The sequence below is a fragment of the Bacillus sp. SM2101 genome, assembly GCF_018588585.1.
GTDB lineage: Bacteria > Bacillota > Bacilli > Bacillales > SM2101 > Nanhaiella > Nanhaiella sioensis.
In genome coordinates, this window is the sequence record NZ_JAEUFG010000008.1 from 1 (window position 1) to 16484 (window position 16484).

Below are 16484 nucleotides of genomic sequence, written 5' to 3' on the forward strand. Positions count from 1 at the left end.
AATACGCGCTGAAAATTGATTTTGAAATGGAACCCCCGATGTTTAAAGTATCAAATACTCACTATGCAAAAACATGGCTATTACATGAAAGCGCACCGAAAGTTGATCCTCCTGAAATTGTGAAGAGAATGAAAGTGCACTATAAATCTTTCAAACGCAGTCATGAAAGAGGGTAATTGAAGATGAACTTAAAAGAAGAAAAACTGTTGGAGATACAAGGCCTTAAACAACATTTTAAAGTTAGCAAAGAAAATACAGTAAAAGCTGTTGATGGTATTTCCTTTGATATATATAAAGGTGAAACGTTTGGCTTAGTTGGAGAATCTGGTTGTGGGAAATCTACAACAGGGCGGACAATTATTCGCTTATACAACGCAACAGATGGTAAGGTATTTTATAATGGTGAGAACGTCCACGGGAAGAAGTCAAAAAAGGAATTAAAATCTTTTAATAGAAAAATGCAGATGATCTTTCAGGATCCATATGCGTCACTAAATCCACGCATGAAAGTATCTGATATTATAGCAGAAGGAATTGATATTCATGGTCTCGCTTCTTCTAAACAAGATCGGATGAATAGAGTCCATGAGTTATTAGAAATCGTTGGACTTAATCGTGAGCATGCGAGTCGTTTCCCCCATGAATTCAGTGGTGGACAAAGACAACGTATAGGGATTGCAAGGGCACTAGCAGTAGACCCAGAATTTATCATTGCAGATGAGCCTATTTCAGCGTTGGATGTGTCTATTCAAGCCCAAGTCGTGAACTTGATGAAAAAACTTCAGAAAGAAAAAGGACTTACATATTTATTTATTGCGCATGACTTATCTATGGTCAAGTACATTAGCGATCGAATCGGCGTAATGTATCGTGGGAAAATTGTAGAGTTAGCAATGAGTGATGAACTGTATAGCGATCCAATTCACCCTTATACTAGATCACTATTATCGGCAATTCCATTACCAGATCCAGATCATGAGCGCTCTCGTAAAAGAATAATTTATGATCCTCTCCAGCATAATTATGACAAAGAGACACCTACAATGAGGGAAATAAAACAAGGGCATTATGTTTACTGTTCGGAATCAGAGTATAAGCTGTATAAGGACAGATCGTAATTTATAAAAAGAATGATCTCTACATAGAGGTCATTCTTTTTTGAAGGGCTGTTTTCCCAATGATTGCTGCTTTTCAGTCTAAGGTATATGCAATCCATATTGCGTATATGGCATCTTAAAAGCAATATACCATTGTGAAAATTAACGATACTAATATTCTACTTATTGCTTAAGTAATTCTAAATTTTTCCTTAAGGCCCTTTTGTAAACTTTGTTGTTAATTATACAAAATTACCACGGTAAAAAAGAAGTCTTATGTGATTCTCATCATAATATAGCAGATAAGATGCCGCGAAACTACAGTTGTATCCATGTTTATCTATTAGTACGAATAACAGCAATAAAATGCGAAAACAGCATGGATTGAGTAAATATTAAGAATTATTTGGTATAATTTATAATAAGTAGTAATTTTCTCTCATTCAAATGTGTTAGACAATATAATACAAAAGAGAAAATCACAATAGCTTAACTATAAAGTGGCCCTGAAAAACGAACAATTTTCTTTAGATTACGGGACTACCAACTACTATTTATATGATAAATGTTTTGGTTGGGGTCACTAGTTTCTTCTAAAATTTAAATGCATCTCACATCAAACAAATAATGTTAGGTTATTTATATTTAAATTTTATGCCTTAGTTCCTTTAACTGACAAAAAAGATCCTTTCAAGGTATAATATTCCATAGTGGAGTGGTATCATGTTAGCTAATATTTTATCAATAGATTATAAAATAATAGTTAAAAAGGTGTAAAGCTTGGATGTGCACACGAAAGGTTGAAAAGAATGTGATAACATTCCTTAAAGAATAAGTATAAACAAAACTATGGATTTGAATTTTCTATGGGGTATAAGGGGAGTTAAGATGATTATCAGACCAATTGAAGTAAACGACGCAGAAAGCTTTTTAGAACTAAGTAAACGAATTGATGAATCAGGATTTATGTTATATGAACCTGGGGAAAAGGCGACAACACTTGAACAACAAAGAAAGTTTATAGAAAGTATTATAGCTGAAAAGAACTCTTTATTCCTAGTAGCAGAAGTAGAGCATAAATTAGTTGGATTTATGAGTGCATTTGGAGGTAAAGTTAAACGAAAGAAACATTCCGCATATCTTGTTTTAGGTATACTTGATGATTTTCAAGGACGAGGCATAGCATCAAGTCTATTTAATAGTGTATTCGATTGGGCTAAAGATAAAGGAATATCTAGGCTGGAACTCACAGTAGTAAAAGACAATATAAAGGCATTTAACTTATATAGAAAAATGGGATTTGTTATTGAGGGTGAAAAAGTGAATTCATTAATCATAAATGGTCAACCTATGAACGAATATTATATGTACAAGTTACTATAACACATAGATGCTATCCTTTACATGAACTTATCTATTAATATTAACAACAATAATTCATAATTTGTATTACTGAGCAAATAAGTAGATATAATAAAATATAAGTAAAGCCATTGTTGAGTTTATTGCTCAATCGTGGCTTTTATGCTTTTTGTCAAGGGCTATCTATAAATCATCATACATTTCATTTCTAATGCTGTTTCGTATTCATTAATGTCTTTCGTATAAGGAAGTCAATACAAACTCAACAAGAATCTATGAGTAGTTTATGTACCGTGAATTCATAACAATTGTATATGTCTATTTTAGCTAGGGTATTTTGTAATCCTTAAAAAAGTTTATGAACTATCATTGTATTCTTTATTGAATTATGAGAATATATTAAAAATAATTAGGCATGTATAGTACATAAATTTTATAAAGGAGAAAGTGTATGAACAATTCGATACAGGATATGCTCAATCAATATAGTGAAAAACAACAGAACCGTGGCAGACTTTTAATTAGTTGTGCAGACAAGCAAGGAATCGTGGCGGCAGTTTCAAAGTTTTTGTTTAACCATGGTGCAAACATTATTGAATCAAGTCAATACTCAACAAATCCAGAAGGTGGCGTCTTTTTTATTAGAATTGAATTTGAATGTCCAGACTTGCTGCATAAAGGGAGTGTTATGAAAAAGCAGTTCCAAAGCATTGCTGATCAATTTTCCATGGAGTGGCAACTTACATTCGTTCATGAATTAAAGAAAACAGCCATTTTCGTTTCTAAGGAGCTTCATTGTCTGCAGGAACTTTTATGGGAATGGCAAAATAGAGATTTGATGACGAATATTGCGTTAGTCATTAGTAATCATGAAGATGCAAGGGAAATAGTCGAATCTTTAGATATACCTTTCTATTATATCCCTGCAAGTAAAGACAATAGGAAAGAGGTAGAAAGTACTCAGCTTCAATTGTTAAAAGAGTATGAGGTAGATCTGATAATATTAGCTAGATATATGCAAATATTGACATCAGAATTTGTTGAATCATATCCTAATCAAATCATTAACATCCATCATTCGTTCTTACCAGCATTTGTCGGAGCAAGACCGTATGACAGAGCATACCAAAGAGGTGTAAAGCTCATTGGAGCTACATCCCACTATGTTACGAATGACCTTGATGAAGGACCGATCATCGAGCAAGATATTATGAGAGTAAACCACCGTGATAATGTTGAGTCCTTGAAGAAAATAGGCAGTTCTATTGAAAGAAGTGTTCTTGCTCTAGCAGTTAAATGGCACCTAGAAGATCGAGTGATTGTTTACAAAAACAAAACCATTGTATTTTAAAATTTTGTAGTAGTTAACGTAGTTGACTACATATGAATGTTAAGGTTGTTATTATAGAGAGAGGTGAGAATCAGCACCTCTCCTCAAAATGTTGTTAAATAGCTTTGACTACTGTTGCAAGTATGACAACCAGTAGTATAAATAACACAAGAATTAACGCAAACCCAGTACCCACTGAGTCACCAACAAGGACAGGTTGATTGTAACAGGGTGCAGAATTTGTACAACCTCTCTCGTAGCCGTATCTGTAGGCAGAGTGTCTAACATCAGGTACAGCCCCGTAGTTGTATCCAGTATATCCTTGAGCTCCCCCATAATTATGCATAAACTAACCTCCCTTTCTTCTCCATATATGTGTATGAAAGAATGGGCAAATTGTCTATAAGAATACAGATTATTTATATTTTATTGATGATCCTTCATTACAACATGTTGAATATTTATATAGTATTAAGTCGAATTATCTAACTGCTACAACCTCTAATTTCTTCCATGTCAATACAATTAATCCGTGAAAAAATTCACAATGTCGTCAATAACGATCCGTCATATACACCATATTAATAGTATAATTGGTAATAAATAAACAATTAATTCTTATTTTCTTACTCTGAGTTGTGAAACAATTCACAAATGAAATCGCTTTAATGAAAATTTAATGATAATAATGGAGGAAGTTAACATGGACAAAATGAGCACAATGATAAAAGAAACTGCATGGGAGAATTTTAACGAAGGAAATTGGATGCATGCCATTGATGTAAGAGACTTTATTCAAAATAATGTGACACCATATACAGGTAATGAAGATTTTCTTGCTCTACCAACAGCAAAAACATCTAGCTTATGGGAAGAAGTTTTAGAGTTAACGAAAAAAGAACGAAAAAATGGTGGTGTACTGGATGTTGATACTAAAACAGTATCTACCATTACTTCTCATAGGCCAGGATATATAAATAAAGATTTAGAAAGTGTTGTTGGTTTACAAACTGATGCACCGCTAAAGCGCTCTATACAACCATTCGGTGGTATTCGAATGGTGAAGGATGCATGTAACGCATATGGATTTACGCTTGAACCAGAAGTAGAGAAAATTTTTACTGAGTACCGCAAAACCCATAACCAAGGAGTATTTGATGTGTATACTCCTGAAATGAGAAAGGCTCGAAAAGCTGGGATCATTACTGGACTACCTGATGCATATGGGAGAGGGCGAATTATCGGTGACTACCGTCGAGTAGCTTTATACGGTGTAGATCGCTTAATGGATGAAAAAAGAAAAGCCCATGCCCAACTTGAAAATAATATGATGAGTGACGCAGTGATTCGTGATCGTGAAGAAATTTCTGAACAGTTTAGGGCATTACAAGAACTGAAGGATATGGCAGCTTCTTATGGATTTGACATTTCTAAGCCTGCCAAAAATGCACGCGAAGCAATTCAATGGTTGTATTTTGCCTATCTTGCTGCGATAAAAGAACAAAATGGTGCTGCTATGAGTCTAGGGCGCGTCTCAACATTTTTAGATATTTATTTTGAAAGAGAATTGAATAATGGAACGATGACTGAGTCAGAGATACAAGAGACAGTTGATCATTTTGTTATGAAGCTACGGATGGTTCAATTTTTACGTACGCCAGATTACAACGAATTATTTAGCGGTGATCCAACGTGGGTCACAGAATCAATTGGTGGCATGGGTTTAGATGGACGTCCCCTTGTGTCGAAAACATCATTTAGATTTTTGCATACGTTAGATAATTTAGGACCAGCTCCTGAGCCGAATTTAACAGTATTATGGTCCACAGAGCTACCGGAACATTTCAAGCGTTATTGCTCTAAAATGTCTATTAAAACAAGCTCCATTCAATACGAAAATGATGATCTAATGCGTGAAGAATATGGTGATGACTATGGGATTGCATGTTGTGTGTCTGCCATGAAAATCGGTAAGCAAATGCAATTTTTTGGGGCTCGTGCGAATTTAGCGAAAGCTTTATTATATGCAATCAATGGTGGGATTGATGAAAAGTTAGGTGTGCAAGTGGGACCTAACTTTGAACCGATCAAAGCAGATATTCTAGGTTATGACGAAGTGTTTGAAAAATATGATAAGATGCTAGATTGGCTTGCAAAATTATACATGAATACATTAAATGTAATTCACTATATGCATGATAAATATTCATACGAACGGATTGAAATGGCTCTACATGATGAAGAAATATTACGAACGATGGCATGTGGTATTGCTGGGTTGTCTGTTGTAGCAGATTCATTAAGTGCCATTAAGTATGCAAAAGTGCGTCCAATTAGAAATGAATATGGAATCGCTGTAGATTTTGAAATCGAAGGTGACTACCCTCAGTTCGGAAACGATGATGATCGAGTTGATTCAATTGCAACAGAGTTAGTTGAGAATTTCATGAATAAGTTACGCCAGCACCCGACTTATCGAAATTCACTGCCTACTCAATCCATTTTAACGATCACATCAAATGTGGTGTATGGTAAAAAAACAGGTACAACTCCTGATGGTAGAAAAGCTGGTGAACCATTTGCACCAGGAGCAAACCCTTTACATGGACGTGATAAAAAAGGTGCATTAGCTTCGCTGAATTCAGTAGCTAAGCTTCCTTACGATGACTGTTTAGATGGAATCTCCTGTACTTTTTCAATGGTTCCAAAATCTCTCGGAAAAGAAGCTGACACGAGAATAAGTAACCTTGTTTCGATTTTAGATGGTTATATGAGACAAGAGGGACATCATATTAATGTAAATGTATTTGAAAGAGAGCAATTACTAGATGCAATGGAGCATCCAGAAAAATATCCACAATTAACGATTCGTGTCTCTGGCTATGCCGTAAACTTTATTAAATTAACTCGTGAGCAACAGATAGACGTAATTAATAGAACATTCCATGAAAGTATGTGATCAGCATGAAAGGACGAATTCACTCAGTTGAAACTTGTGGTACAGTAGATGGACCAGGATTGCGTTATATCGTATTCACACAAGGCTGTCCGTTACGTTGTATTTATTGCCACAACCCAGATACTTGGAAAGTAGCTGGAGGTAAAGAAGAAGATACGAATGACTTAATTGAAGATATAAAAAAATATATGTCCTATATGAGTTTTTCAAATGGTGGTGTTACTGTAAGTGGTGGAGAACCACTAGTTCAAGCTGATTTTATCATTGATTTATTTAAGAAATGTAAAGCACTGGGCATTCATACAGCATTAGATACAGCGGGATCTGTAATACCTGCAAATATAGACGAGATCTTAGATTTAACTGACCTTGTTCTTCTGGATATTAAACATATAGACGAACAAAAACATCAAGACATTACAGGTTTATCTAATAAAAATACGATTTCATTTGCAAACCGTTTAAATGATAAGGGAATTCCTATATGGGTTAGGCATGTGCTCGTTCCAGGGTATACAGATCAGGAACAAGATTTAGACCGACTTGGACAATTTATAGGTACGTTATCGAATGTTGAAAAGGTAGAAATACTACCTTATCATAAAATGGGTGAATATAAATGGAAAGCACTTTGTTTGGACAATGAATTAATTGATACAAATCCACCTTCAGCCGAAGAGGTTGACAAAGCATACAAAATAGTTACATCGTACTCACCTACACTTATGAAATGATTAAAAAAAGAAGTAACACTAAACATCGTGTTACTTCTTTTTATGATGATGACGTTAGTTGGGGGATAAATATGTGCAATTGATCCATAAAGCTTGAAATTTGACCCATAAATGTGTGGAATTGACCCACAAAGATTAAGAATTGACCGATAAATGTGTGGAATTGACCCATAAAGATTAAGAATTGACCGATAAATATATGAAATTTGACCCATAAAATATTTATTGACCCAAACTCTGTCAAAACTGACTGCTACACTAACAATAAAACAAAGTTAAAAAAGATGTCACAAAATATACATACAGGGGTATATTGACAATCACACTATGTATACAGTATTATGTAGGTGTACTAAATAACAAATTGTTTGTGAAATGTTGAGCAAGTATATTTTTTAATGAATTATATACCCATATAGGTAATTGAGGAGGATGACAATGAAAAAGAAAATAGTGATAGTCGGTGGAGTTGCAGGTGGAGCAACAGCAGCAGCAAGGTTACGAAGATTAGATGAAAATGCAGAAATTATCATGTTTGAACGTGGAGAATATATATCTTTCGCAAACTGTGGTTTACCTTATCATATTAGTGAAGTGATTCCGCAGAGGGACAGTCTTCTCGTTCAAACTGTTGAGGGGATGAGTAAGAAGTTTAACCTAGATATTCGAAATTTTTCAGAAGTGGTAAAAATCAACCGTGAAGAAAAAACTGTAACGGTACAACAAGTACAAACTGGTAAAAAGTATCAAGAAACATATGACAAGCTGATCTTATCTCCAGGAGCAAGACCAATAGTTCCCTCATTTGAAGGTCTTGAACAAGTGAGGAACATGTTCACTTTACGAAATGTACCAGACACCGATCGCATAAAAGCGTGGGTAGATCAGCAACAACCAAAAAAAGCGGTTATCGTTGGTGGTGGGTTTATCGGGCTTGAGATGGCAGAAAGCCTTCATCATCGTGGCATTGAAGTGACAGTAGTTGAACTCGGTAAACAAGTGATGGCGCCACTTGATCCAGAGATGGCTGCGATTGTTCATGAACATTTACGTGACAAGAATGTAAATCTCATTTTGGAGGATGGAGTTAAAGCTTTCAAAAATAATGGTAAAACAATTGTGTTGAACAGTGGTAAAGAAATAGAAAGTGATATTACCATTTTATCAATTGGTGTTCAAGCAGAGAATGAACTTGCCATTGAATCTGGATTAGAAGTAGGAAAACGCGGTGGCATTGTAGTTAATGAGCACCTTCAAACAACTGATAAAAATATATATGCAATTGGTGATGCAATTGAAGTGAAGGATTATTTATTAGGCACAGCAACAATGGTTCCGCTAGCATGGCCTGCTAATCGTCAAGGCCGTTTAGCTGCTGATCATATTTATGGTTTAAATGTTGCTTACAAAGGCACTTTAGGAACTGCAGTTGCCAAAGTGTTTGACTTAACTGTAGCAGTAACGGGGAATAATGCAAAAACATTAAAACATTTGAACATTACTTTCGAAGCTGTGCACGTACATCCAAACTCTAATGCAAGTTATTATCCTGGAGGAAGTCCCGTTTCACTTAAAATGACTTTTGATCCTAACAGTGGAAAAATATTTGGGGTGCAAGGCGTGGGTATTAATGGAGTTGAGAAAAGAATTGACGTAATTGCTACAGCCATTAAAGGTGGATTGTATGTTCATGATTTACCAGATTTAGAGCTAGCTTATGCACCTCCGTACTCTTCAGCCAAGGATCCAGTCAATATGTTAGGATATGTAGCAACTAATGTAGTAGATAAAGAGTTGAAAGTTGTTCATTTTGACCAAATAGATAAAATTATTAATGACGGAGGGTATTTAATTGACGTTCGTGAACCGATGGAATTGGAGCTTGGAGATATTGAAGGCTCCGCGAATATTCCACTGGGGGACTTGCGAGAACAATTAGCAGAATTACCGAAAGATAAACCAATTTATATCACATGTCAAGTAGGGTTACGTGGTTATTTAGCGACTCGTATTCTACAGCAACATGGATTCGATGCATACAATTTAAGTGGTGGCTATAAAACATACTGTTATTACGAAAGAGATAAAAAAGGACGCAGTAATAACAATGTGAAAAATGACAAAGTATGTACCGACAACGATCATATTTTGATAAAAAAAAAGACGATAGACCAACAATAGAGCTTAATTGTATAGGTTTACAATGCCCGGGCCCAATTACTGAAGTATTTAAACGAATGGATATGATGAATCCAGGTGAAATTTTAGAAATCAAAGTAAAAGATCCAGGCTTCTCTAGAGATATTGAGGAATGGTGTGACAAAACTGGTAACACCTTTTTATCCAAATTACAAAACGATACTGAATACTCCGTTTTCATCCAAAAAGGAAAAGGTCATACAGACATGAGTTCAACACCTCAGCTTCCTATTCATTCAGAAGAAAAAGGTGTAACTTTAATCGTCTTTGATCAAGACTATGACAAAGCGATTGCTTCATTTATCATTGCGACTGGAGCTGTTGCGATGGGGAAAAAAGTGACGATGTTCTTTACCTTTTGGGGGCTCAATATCTTAAGAAAAACGATATCACAGAAAAAAGATAAAGATTTTATGAGTAAAATGTTTGGAGCGATGATGCCTGCGGGACCAAATAAATTACCCCTATCAAATATGAATATGGGTGGCCTAGGTGTAAAACTGATACAAAGGGTCATGGAAAATAAAAATATTGATAATTTAGGAACGCTTATGCATACAGCGATGGAGTTAGGAGTTGACATGATTGTATGTTCTATGAGTATGGATGTTATGGGTATTCATCAAGAAGAACTTATTGACGGTATTCAAATCGGTGGCGTTGCAACATATTTAGGTAAAGCTGAAGAATCAAATATAAATTTATTTATATAATGGGAACTGACCTCAGGTGTTTTATTGCGACACCTGGGGTCAGTTTCTTATATGTTAAAATAGTATCATTGTTGTTACTTTTCCCTTTTAGTTATGAGATTGGTTTCGGTTTATGGATTGAATGGTATTATTTGTTGCGAGGTGACTGTATATGAAAATGAATGTTGGAATAATTGGGTGTGGGTCTATAACAGAATTTCGTCATGCTCCAGAGTACACGAATCATCCACACGTGAAAGATGTGTTTTTTTATGATCGTAATCTAGAAAGAGCAAAGAGACTTGCCAGTATCTTTAATGGAAAAGTAGTTGATGAGATGGAACAAATGTTTAAAGACTCATCTATTCATGCAATTAGTGATTGTTCCTCTAACGAGTCTCATCATATAGTAACCACACAGGCACTACTTAATGATAAGCATGTGTTATGTGAAAAACCAATTGCAAACACAATCAGTGATGCAGAAAAAATGATAAAAACCGCAAAAGAGTCAGGTAAAATTCTTATGATAGCTCAAAACCAGAGGTTTACGAAAGCTCACAAAAAAGCTAAAGAACTTATACATAGTGGTATTTTAGGGAAAGTTTTAACATTTAAGACAAGCTTTGGTCATAAAGGCCCTGAGCATTGGGGTGTAACAAAAAGTAATGCAACATGGTTTTTTAAGAAAGAGAGATCATTTATTGGTGTAGCAGGGGATCTAGGTATACATAAGGTTGATCTTTTACGTTATTTATTAAATGATGACATCGAAGAAGTAAGTTCCTTTCAAGGAGCACTTCATAAAAAGAACGAAGAGGGAAGTCCAATTGAAGTTTGTGATAACATCGTTGGAATTCTTAAAACTAAAAAGGGTGCTCTTGGAACAGCTTCTTTCTCTTGGACTTATTATGGTGATGGGGATGATAGTACAATTATTCATCTTGAAAAAGGCTGCATAAAAATAAATCACAACCCTCAATTTGATATTGAAATAACTACAATTGATGGAAAAAAACAAACTTATCAATATGATGCAAATCATCATGATACAAACAGCGGTGTTATTGATAACTTTGTAGATAGTATTATTCACCAAAGGCAGCCATTAGTTACCGGAGAAGATGGGTTAGCTTCTTTGAAAGTTATTATGGCAATGGTTAAATCAGCAGAGACACGTACAGTTGTTATGGTTTGACCATGACAATATAGGAGGGAAAAATTGATGTCAATGATTACAAACCCCATTTTAAAAGGTTTTAATCCAGATCCTTCTATTTTAAGAGTTGGTGAGGATTATTACATAGCTACATCTACATTTGAATGGACACCCGGTGTGCAAATACATCATTCAAAGGATTTAAAAAATTGGAGCTTGTTGACTCATCCTTTAACACGCAAAAGTCAATTGAACATGATTGGAAATCCCGATTCGGGTGGCGTATGGGCTCCTTGCCTTAGTTATGCAAACGGAGTATTTTATCTTGTATACACAAACGTAAAAAGCTTAACTGGGGCATATAAAGATACACATAATTACCTCATTACTGCAAAGGACATTATGGGTCCATGGTCAGAGCCCGTTTATTTGAATAGTAGTGGGTTCGACCCATCATTGTTTCATGATGATGACGGAAAGAAATGGCTACTAAATATGGTGTGGGATCATCGACAGGACAAAAATCCTTTTCATGGAATCGTTATGCAACAGTATTCAGAACAAGAGCAAAGGCTAATAGGTCCAACCCGTCAAATTTTTAAAGGAACAGAACTTGGTTGCACTGAAGCCCCTCATCTGTATAAAAAAGATGATGATTATTATTTAATGGTAGCTGAAGGTGGAACAGGGTACGAGCATGCTGTTACAATTGCTCGTTCGAAATCTTTACTAGGTGAGTATGTAGTTGATCCATTAAATCCCATGTTAACGTCAAGGAATCATGCTGACTTACTATTACAGAAAGCCGGACATGCCAGTCTAGTGAAGACCCAATCAAATGAATGGTATATCGTCCATTTATGTAGTCGTCCTCTTAAGCCACAAATGAGGTGTATATTAGGACGTGAGACAGCGATACAGAAGGTGTATTGGACTGACGATGGCTGGTTAAGGCTTCAAGAAGGGAATAACCCAAAAGTTGAGGTCATTGCCCCGCAATTATCTGAACACTACTTGGAAGAACAATGTGAAATCGATCACTTTAATAAAGACCAAATGAATATCCATCTTAGTGCATTGCGCGATTTTGCAAGTGAGGAGTGGGTTTCATTGACGACAAGACCAGGCTATTTAAGAATGAAAGGCAGAGAGTCGCTGAACTCAATTCATAAACAAAGTCTACTTGCTAGAAGGCAGCAAGCATTTACGTTTGAAGCGGAGACAGCCGTGCAATTTGACCCGACAAATTTTCAACAAATGGCTGGGTTAGTGTACTACTATAATACGAATAATCACTATTACTTATATATAAGTCATGATGAAGAATTAGGTAAGCATATCGGCTTGATTAGCAGTGATAAGGGTAGATATAATGAACTGAGTTTTCAGAAGGTTTCAGTTGGAGAGTCGGCTAACATATTTTTTAAAATAACTGTCGATCACCAAAATCTACAATTCTATTATTCGGAAGATAGTGTCCGATGGGAAAAAATCGGTCCTGAATTGGATGCTAGTATTCTTTCTGATGATTACATCACTAATTATGAAGATGGTTCCGCTACTGAATTAGCTTTCACAGGGGCGTTTATTGGCATGGCAGTACAAGACTTGACTGGTCAACAGAAGCATGCCGATTTTGATTATTTTAAGTATATTGAACATGATTAAGCTGATAATAGTTTTGGTGTGAGCCGGACATAAAAATGTAAACATGTACGATGATTAGGGCTGAATCTGAATAGAAGCAGCCCTTTTATATCTGTTAATTTTCTTCAATTCTTAGGTAGGTACTTTTAAACGAGATAAATAGTTGTTCGCTGTATGTTAAACCGCCATTCAAGCTATGTCATAGACATCGTCAGTAGCAAAACGATAGCGTTTTTTTGTTGTGGAACTTTTACAATCGAGACTTCATAAAGTTATACATTAGTTGAGCATGACGTCCTTTTTCTGTATAGGGATTGACTTTCGGGCGTAGTTGGCGAACAAACATTAAATCACATTCATAAGTTCTGCCGTATATACGGTAGCATTCGTCATGTGCCTTACATGCTGCATCAACATCATTGATTGGAGCACCAGGTCCACTACAGCCTGGTCCACACCATCTATAGCCAGGGAAAAGGCACCTTCTCGGACGCAAACTCGTCCTTCTCATAATCACAGTGGTAAACCCCCTTTCAACAATTTTTCCACTTATCAGATATTTTACGTTAATAAAGGAATATTTTGATAATTAGTATATGAATGGAAGTGTTATAGTGAGTGTTTCTTCACCTAGTAAATTACACAACAGTTACAAATAGTTATAATGCGTAGTTTAAGAAGAGTTTTTAGTGAAATTAACTATACCCTCTTATATTGATCTATGAATAGATGATCAAGAAAGCAACAATTTAAACGAAAACTACCTTATGAAAAAGATGTATTAACTTTTGTAGAATATAGCCTGAGGACAGGTTAAAGGTAAATAAATGGTGGAGGCTATCAAAACCAAAATAGAAAGTTCGAATATTCGAAGTTCGTGCCGCTCATAAATGGAATAAAGCGAAAAAGAGAGCGGTTCTAAAGAAATTACAATATTTTGTAATTAGAAAACTAGAAGTTAACCTTATATTGATTTTGAGTTAGCTATATTTAGGAGGGGAATAAGTGAAGGGTTTGAAACATTCTGAAAAATACATAAAGATTAATGGGAGTAATTTTTATACGACTTGTGTTGGTGAAGGCGAGCCGATTGTTTTTCTTCATGGAGGTCCTGGAAGTGAACATCGCTTCTTTTTACCACATATTCTCCCATTAGCGAAAGATTTTAAGTTAATATTGTACGATCAAAGAGGTTGTGGTAAATCAGAAGGATCTAAACAACATAATTATTCTATGGCAGATGAAGTAAACACACTAGAGTTACTACGTGAAAAATTAGGGTATGACAAGCTTAACTTATTTGGTGAGTCTTGGGGATCAATGCTTGCATTATTATATGCAACAACATATCCTGACAGAGTAAACAAAATACTATTGACTGCTGCAATCGGAGTAACAAAAGAAGGGTTTGAAACGTTTGGAAGAGAAGTAGAGAAAAAACTGTCCAAAGAGGCAAAAGACAAATTGGCCAAATTAGAAGTGAGATTAAAAACTGATCATTCGGCTCTGGATCAAATTTTTAATATCTTAGACCCTTATTATGTTTATAATACAGAAGCCTTAAACCGTAAAGAAGAAACCATTAATAATCATGTAGTTAATGAAATGATAGGAAAGGATATACTAAACAACTTTGACTTATCACCAAAGTTAGATTTGCTGTCAAATATACCAATTCTAGTAGCCCAAGGTAGTCATGATATTTTAACACCAGCTCTAATTGAAGACTTGTTGATAAAATCTATCCCTCATGCCAGAATAGTAGAAATCGATAATTGTGGTCATTGGACTGTTGTAGAGTGCGCAGAAAAAATGATAGAAATCACCCGTGAATTTTTTTCATAAATTGTATTTAGTGCGAATGGTGTATATTGATCTTTAATATATTCAATTTATAAATAAAAAGGAGCTTTAATTAATTTTTCTCAAGGATTATTAGGTTCAATTAATGCGAAAATAGTCTTTGGAAGGACAGTCACTGGATTGTTATGAAAATGAGGTTTTTATTGTGATGACTTTTAGGGATAAAACTTATCATGTTTTTAACTTATCATCATACAAAGACATAATTGTATTAACAATACATTTTTGCCTCCGTCTTATAATCTCGACGGGGGCAAAAAATTTATATCAAGGTTAAAAGCTTTATCGAACATCAACCTTTATTACCGGCTGTTCTCTACATATACCTAAATTAGCTGGTAGAATATTATGTTTAAGTAGGTACACAACTAGCGTTCGTAGCATTTTTTCTACTCTTAACACGATGACTAACATACAAAGCCACTTGTTATAACACAAATTTGGTGATAATAACAACAAAGTTCACGAAAAGATCCTATAAAAACAATATTGTAACTTGTTTGTAACTAATCATTCTCCTTTTGCTATTAAAATGAAATGGAGGATAAAAATAGAGAAAAGAATGAAAAGGGGAACTTAACATGAAACGAAACAAAGTAATAGTAACAACTGTATTGTCTGCATTGCTTGTAGGAGGTACAGTGACTGGCTTTATGCAAGTACCTGAAAAGGCTAAAGCAAAAGAATCAGTACTAGTAAAAGCTGATAAGAATCAAAACAATCTAGCAATTATTAATAAAACAGCAAGCGAGAATTTAGAAGAAATTTCTTCAACATTTACGATTAACATCCCAGTAATTGAAAATGAAAGTAATATTTCTTCATTACAAAGAATTAATACGATAATGGACTATGAAATCATAGACTTTAAAAATAGACTGCGTAATCAATTTGCCCAAACGTATTTAGACCTTAACGGTGAAGTGTCATTTGGCTTTAGTGGTGATGTAACTTATGAAGTGACGTTTAATAATGATAAGATTGTCAGTATACCAGTCACATACACACAATATACTGGAGGAGCACACTCAAATACAGAAATTGTTGGATATAACTTTAATTTAGAAACAGGTGAAGTGATCTATGTGAGTGACTTATTTAAATCAGACTTTCATTTTCAAAAAGAAATAAACAATAAGATTAAAGAAGAAATCTCTAAACAACCTGAAGGTTATTTTGAAGATGCACTAGTTACAGTAGATCGTCTTGACGTAAACTTTAATTATTTTATTAAGGACAATGCGATTGTCGTTCAATTTAAAGCCTACGAATTATCATCATATTCATCAGGTTTGCCAAGTTTTGAAATACCTCTTAAGGATTTCGAAAATGACTTAACACCTATCGGTAAAAGTATAATTAGTACCAAAAAATAAAACAATCACATATATTAATATGTACAGTCGTAAAAGCCTCTTAAATGCCTTATTGGAAAAGAGGCT

At 34.8% G+C, this 16484-nt stretch carries 14 protein-coding genes and 1 pseudogene; 12 read left to right on the forward strand and 3 right to left on the reverse strand.

Annotation, left to right across the window (positions count from 1 at the left end):
* From JM172_RS09235 to purU, 4 genes and pseudogenes are all read left to right on the forward strand, one after another.
* Positions 1 to 176: pseudogene (locus JM172_RS09235) on the forward strand (ABC transporter ATP-binding protein); the annotation flags it as partial.
* Between the two features lie 6 nt (positions 177 to 182).
* Positions 183 to 1118, forward strand: coding sequence for an ABC transporter ATP-binding protein (locus JM172_RS09240; RefSeq protein WP_214481910.1), 936 nt, complete (start codon positions 183 to 185; stop codon positions 1116 to 1118).
* 867 nt (positions 1119 to 1985) lie between these two features.
* Positions 1986 to 2480: a GNAT family N-acetyltransferase gene (locus tag JM172_RS09245; protein ID WP_214481911.1), complete on the forward strand. Its 495-nt coding sequence runs from the start codon at positions 1986 to 1988 to the stop codon at positions 2478 to 2480.
* A 430-nt stretch (positions 2481 to 2910) separates the two neighbouring features.
* A complete protein-coding gene (purU, locus tag JM172_RS09250; protein WP_214481912.1) occupies positions 2911 to 3810 on the forward strand; it encodes a formyltetrahydrofolate deformylase in 900 nt (299 codons plus the stop codon).
* Positions 3811 to 3904: 94 nt separating this feature from the next.
* On the opposite strand, the gene JM172_RS09255 is transcribed toward purU, so the two are convergent.
* Positions 3905 to 4135: a YjcZ family sporulation protein gene (locus JM172_RS09255; RefSeq protein WP_214481913.1), complete on the reverse strand. Its 231-nt coding sequence runs from the start codon at positions 4133 to 4135 to the stop codon at positions 3905 to 3907.
* Positions 4136 to 4501: 366 nt separating this feature from the next.
* On the opposite strand from JM172_RS09255, the gene pflB reads away from it, so the two are divergent.
* From pflB to JM172_RS09285, 6 genes are all read left to right on the forward strand, one after another.
* On the forward strand, positions 4502 to 6748 hold the full coding sequence (pflB, locus tag JM172_RS09260) for a formate C-acetyltransferase (RefSeq protein WP_483297249.1): 2247 nt from the start codon (positions 4502 to 4504) through the stop codon (positions 6746 to 6748).
* A gap of 5 nt (positions 6749 to 6753) precedes the next feature.
* Complete coding sequence (pflA, locus tag JM172_RS09265) at positions 6754 to 7482, forward strand: pyruvate formate-lyase-activating protein (protein WP_214481915.1); 729 nt, start codon at positions 6754 to 6756, stop codon at positions 7480 to 7482.
* A gap of 438 nt (positions 7483 to 7920) precedes the next feature.
* Positions 7921 to 9663, forward strand: a complete 1743-nt coding sequence (locus JM172_RS09270) for a CoA-disulfide reductase (protein WP_214481916.1) — start codon at positions 7921 to 7923, stop codon at positions 9661 to 9663.
* Positions 9609 to 10394 (forward strand): DsrE/DsrF/DrsH-like family protein, encoded by a 786-nt coding sequence (locus tag JM172_RS09275; protein WP_214481917.1) that lies wholly within the window; start codon positions 9609 to 9611, stop codon positions 10392 to 10394. The genes JM172_RS09270 and JM172_RS09275 overlap by 55 nt, the downstream gene beginning before the upstream one ends.
* A 151-nt stretch (positions 10395 to 10545) precedes the next feature.
* Positions 10546 to 11571: a Gfo/Idh/MocA family protein gene (locus JM172_RS09280; RefSeq protein WP_214481918.1), complete on the forward strand. Its 1026-nt coding sequence runs from the start codon at positions 10546 to 10548 to the stop codon at positions 11569 to 11571.
* 27 nt (positions 11572 to 11598) lie between these two features.
* Positions 11599 to 13200: a glycoside hydrolase family 43 protein gene (locus JM172_RS09285; protein WP_214481919.1), complete on the forward strand. Its 1602-nt coding sequence runs from the start codon at positions 11599 to 11601 to the stop codon at positions 13198 to 13200.
* 229 nt (positions 13201 to 13429) lie between these two features.
* Here JM172_RS09285 and JM172_RS09290 read toward each other — a convergent pair whose 3' ends face one another.
* Positions 13430 to 13690, reverse strand: coding sequence for a phospholipase (locus JM172_RS09290; RefSeq protein ID WP_214482197.1), 261 nt, complete (start codon positions 13688 to 13690; stop codon positions 13430 to 13432).
* Positions 13691 to 14184: 494 nt separating this feature from the next.
* On the opposite strand from JM172_RS09290, the gene JM172_RS09295 reads away from it, so the two are divergent.
* On the forward strand, positions 14185 to 15024 hold the full coding sequence (locus JM172_RS09295) for an alpha/beta fold hydrolase (RefSeq protein ID WP_352223206.1): 840 nt from the start codon (positions 14185 to 14187) through the stop codon (positions 15022 to 15024).
* Positions 15025 to 15324: 300 nt separating this feature from the next.
* On the opposite strand, the gene JM172_RS25145 is transcribed toward JM172_RS09295, so the two are convergent.
* The gene (locus tag JM172_RS25145; RefSeq protein WP_284730445.1) at positions 15325 to 15456 is read right to left on the reverse strand and encodes a hypothetical protein; all 132 of its coding nucleotides are present in this window, start codon (positions 15454 to 15456) and stop codon (positions 15325 to 15327) included.
* A gap of 167 nt (positions 15457 to 15623) precedes the next feature.
* Between JM172_RS25145 and JM172_RS09300 the strand changes: the two genes are divergently transcribed.
* Positions 15624 to 16418 (forward strand): DUF3298 and DUF4163 domain-containing protein, encoded by a 795-nt coding sequence (locus tag JM172_RS09300; protein ID WP_214481920.1) that lies wholly within the window; start codon positions 15624 to 15626, stop codon positions 16416 to 16418.
* Positions 16419 to 16484: the final 66 nt, after the last annotated feature.

Excerpts from the sequence above, each read along its gene's own strand:
- JM172_RS09240 (WP_214481910.1), top strand. The coding sequence starts at position 183 with ATGAACTTAAAAGAAGAAAAACTGTTGGAGATACAAGGCCTTAAACAA.
- JM172_RS09245 (WP_214481911.1), top strand. The coding sequence starts at position 1,986 with ATGATTATCAGACCAATTGAAGTAAACGACGCAGAAAGCTTTTTAGAA.
- purU (WP_214481912.1), top strand. The coding sequence starts at position 2,911 with ATGAACAATTCGATACAGGATATGCTCAATCAATATAGTGAAAAACAA.
- JM172_RS09255 (WP_214481913.1), bottom strand. The coding sequence starts at position 4,135 with ATGCATAATTATGGGGGAGCTCAAGGATATACTGGATACAACTACGGG.
- pflB (WP_483297249.1), top strand. The coding sequence starts at position 4,502 with ATGAGCACAATGATAAAAGAAACTGCATGGGAGAATTTTAACGAAGGA.
- pflA (WP_214481915.1), top strand. The coding sequence starts at position 6,754 with ATGAAAGGACGAATTCACTCAGTTGAAACTTGTGGTACAGTAGATGGA.
- JM172_RS09270 (WP_214481916.1), top strand. The coding sequence starts at position 7,921 with ATGAAAAAGAAAATAGTGATAGTCGGTGGAGTTGCAGGTGGAGCAACA.
- JM172_RS09275 (WP_214481917.1), top strand. The coding sequence starts at position 9,609 with ATGTACCGACAACGATCATATTTTGATAAAAAAAAAGACGATAGACCA.
- JM172_RS09280 (WP_214481918.1), top strand. The coding sequence starts at position 10,546 with ATGAAAATGAATGTTGGAATAATTGGGTGTGGGTCTATAACAGAATTT.
- JM172_RS09285 (WP_214481919.1), top strand. The coding sequence starts at position 11,599 with ATGTCAATGATTACAAACCCCATTTTAAAAGGTTTTAATCCAGATCCT.
- JM172_RS09290 (WP_214482197.1), bottom strand. The coding sequence starts at position 13,690 with ATGAGAAGGACGAGTTTGCGTCCGAGAAGGTGCCTTTTCCCTGGCTAT.
- JM172_RS25145 (WP_284730445.1), bottom strand. The coding sequence starts at position 15,456 with ATGTTAGTCATCGTGTTAAGAGTAGAAAAAATGCTACGAACGCTAGTT.
- JM172_RS09300 (WP_214481920.1), top strand. The coding sequence starts at position 15,624 with ATGAAACGAAACAAAGTAATAGTAACAACTGTATTGTCTGCATTGCTT.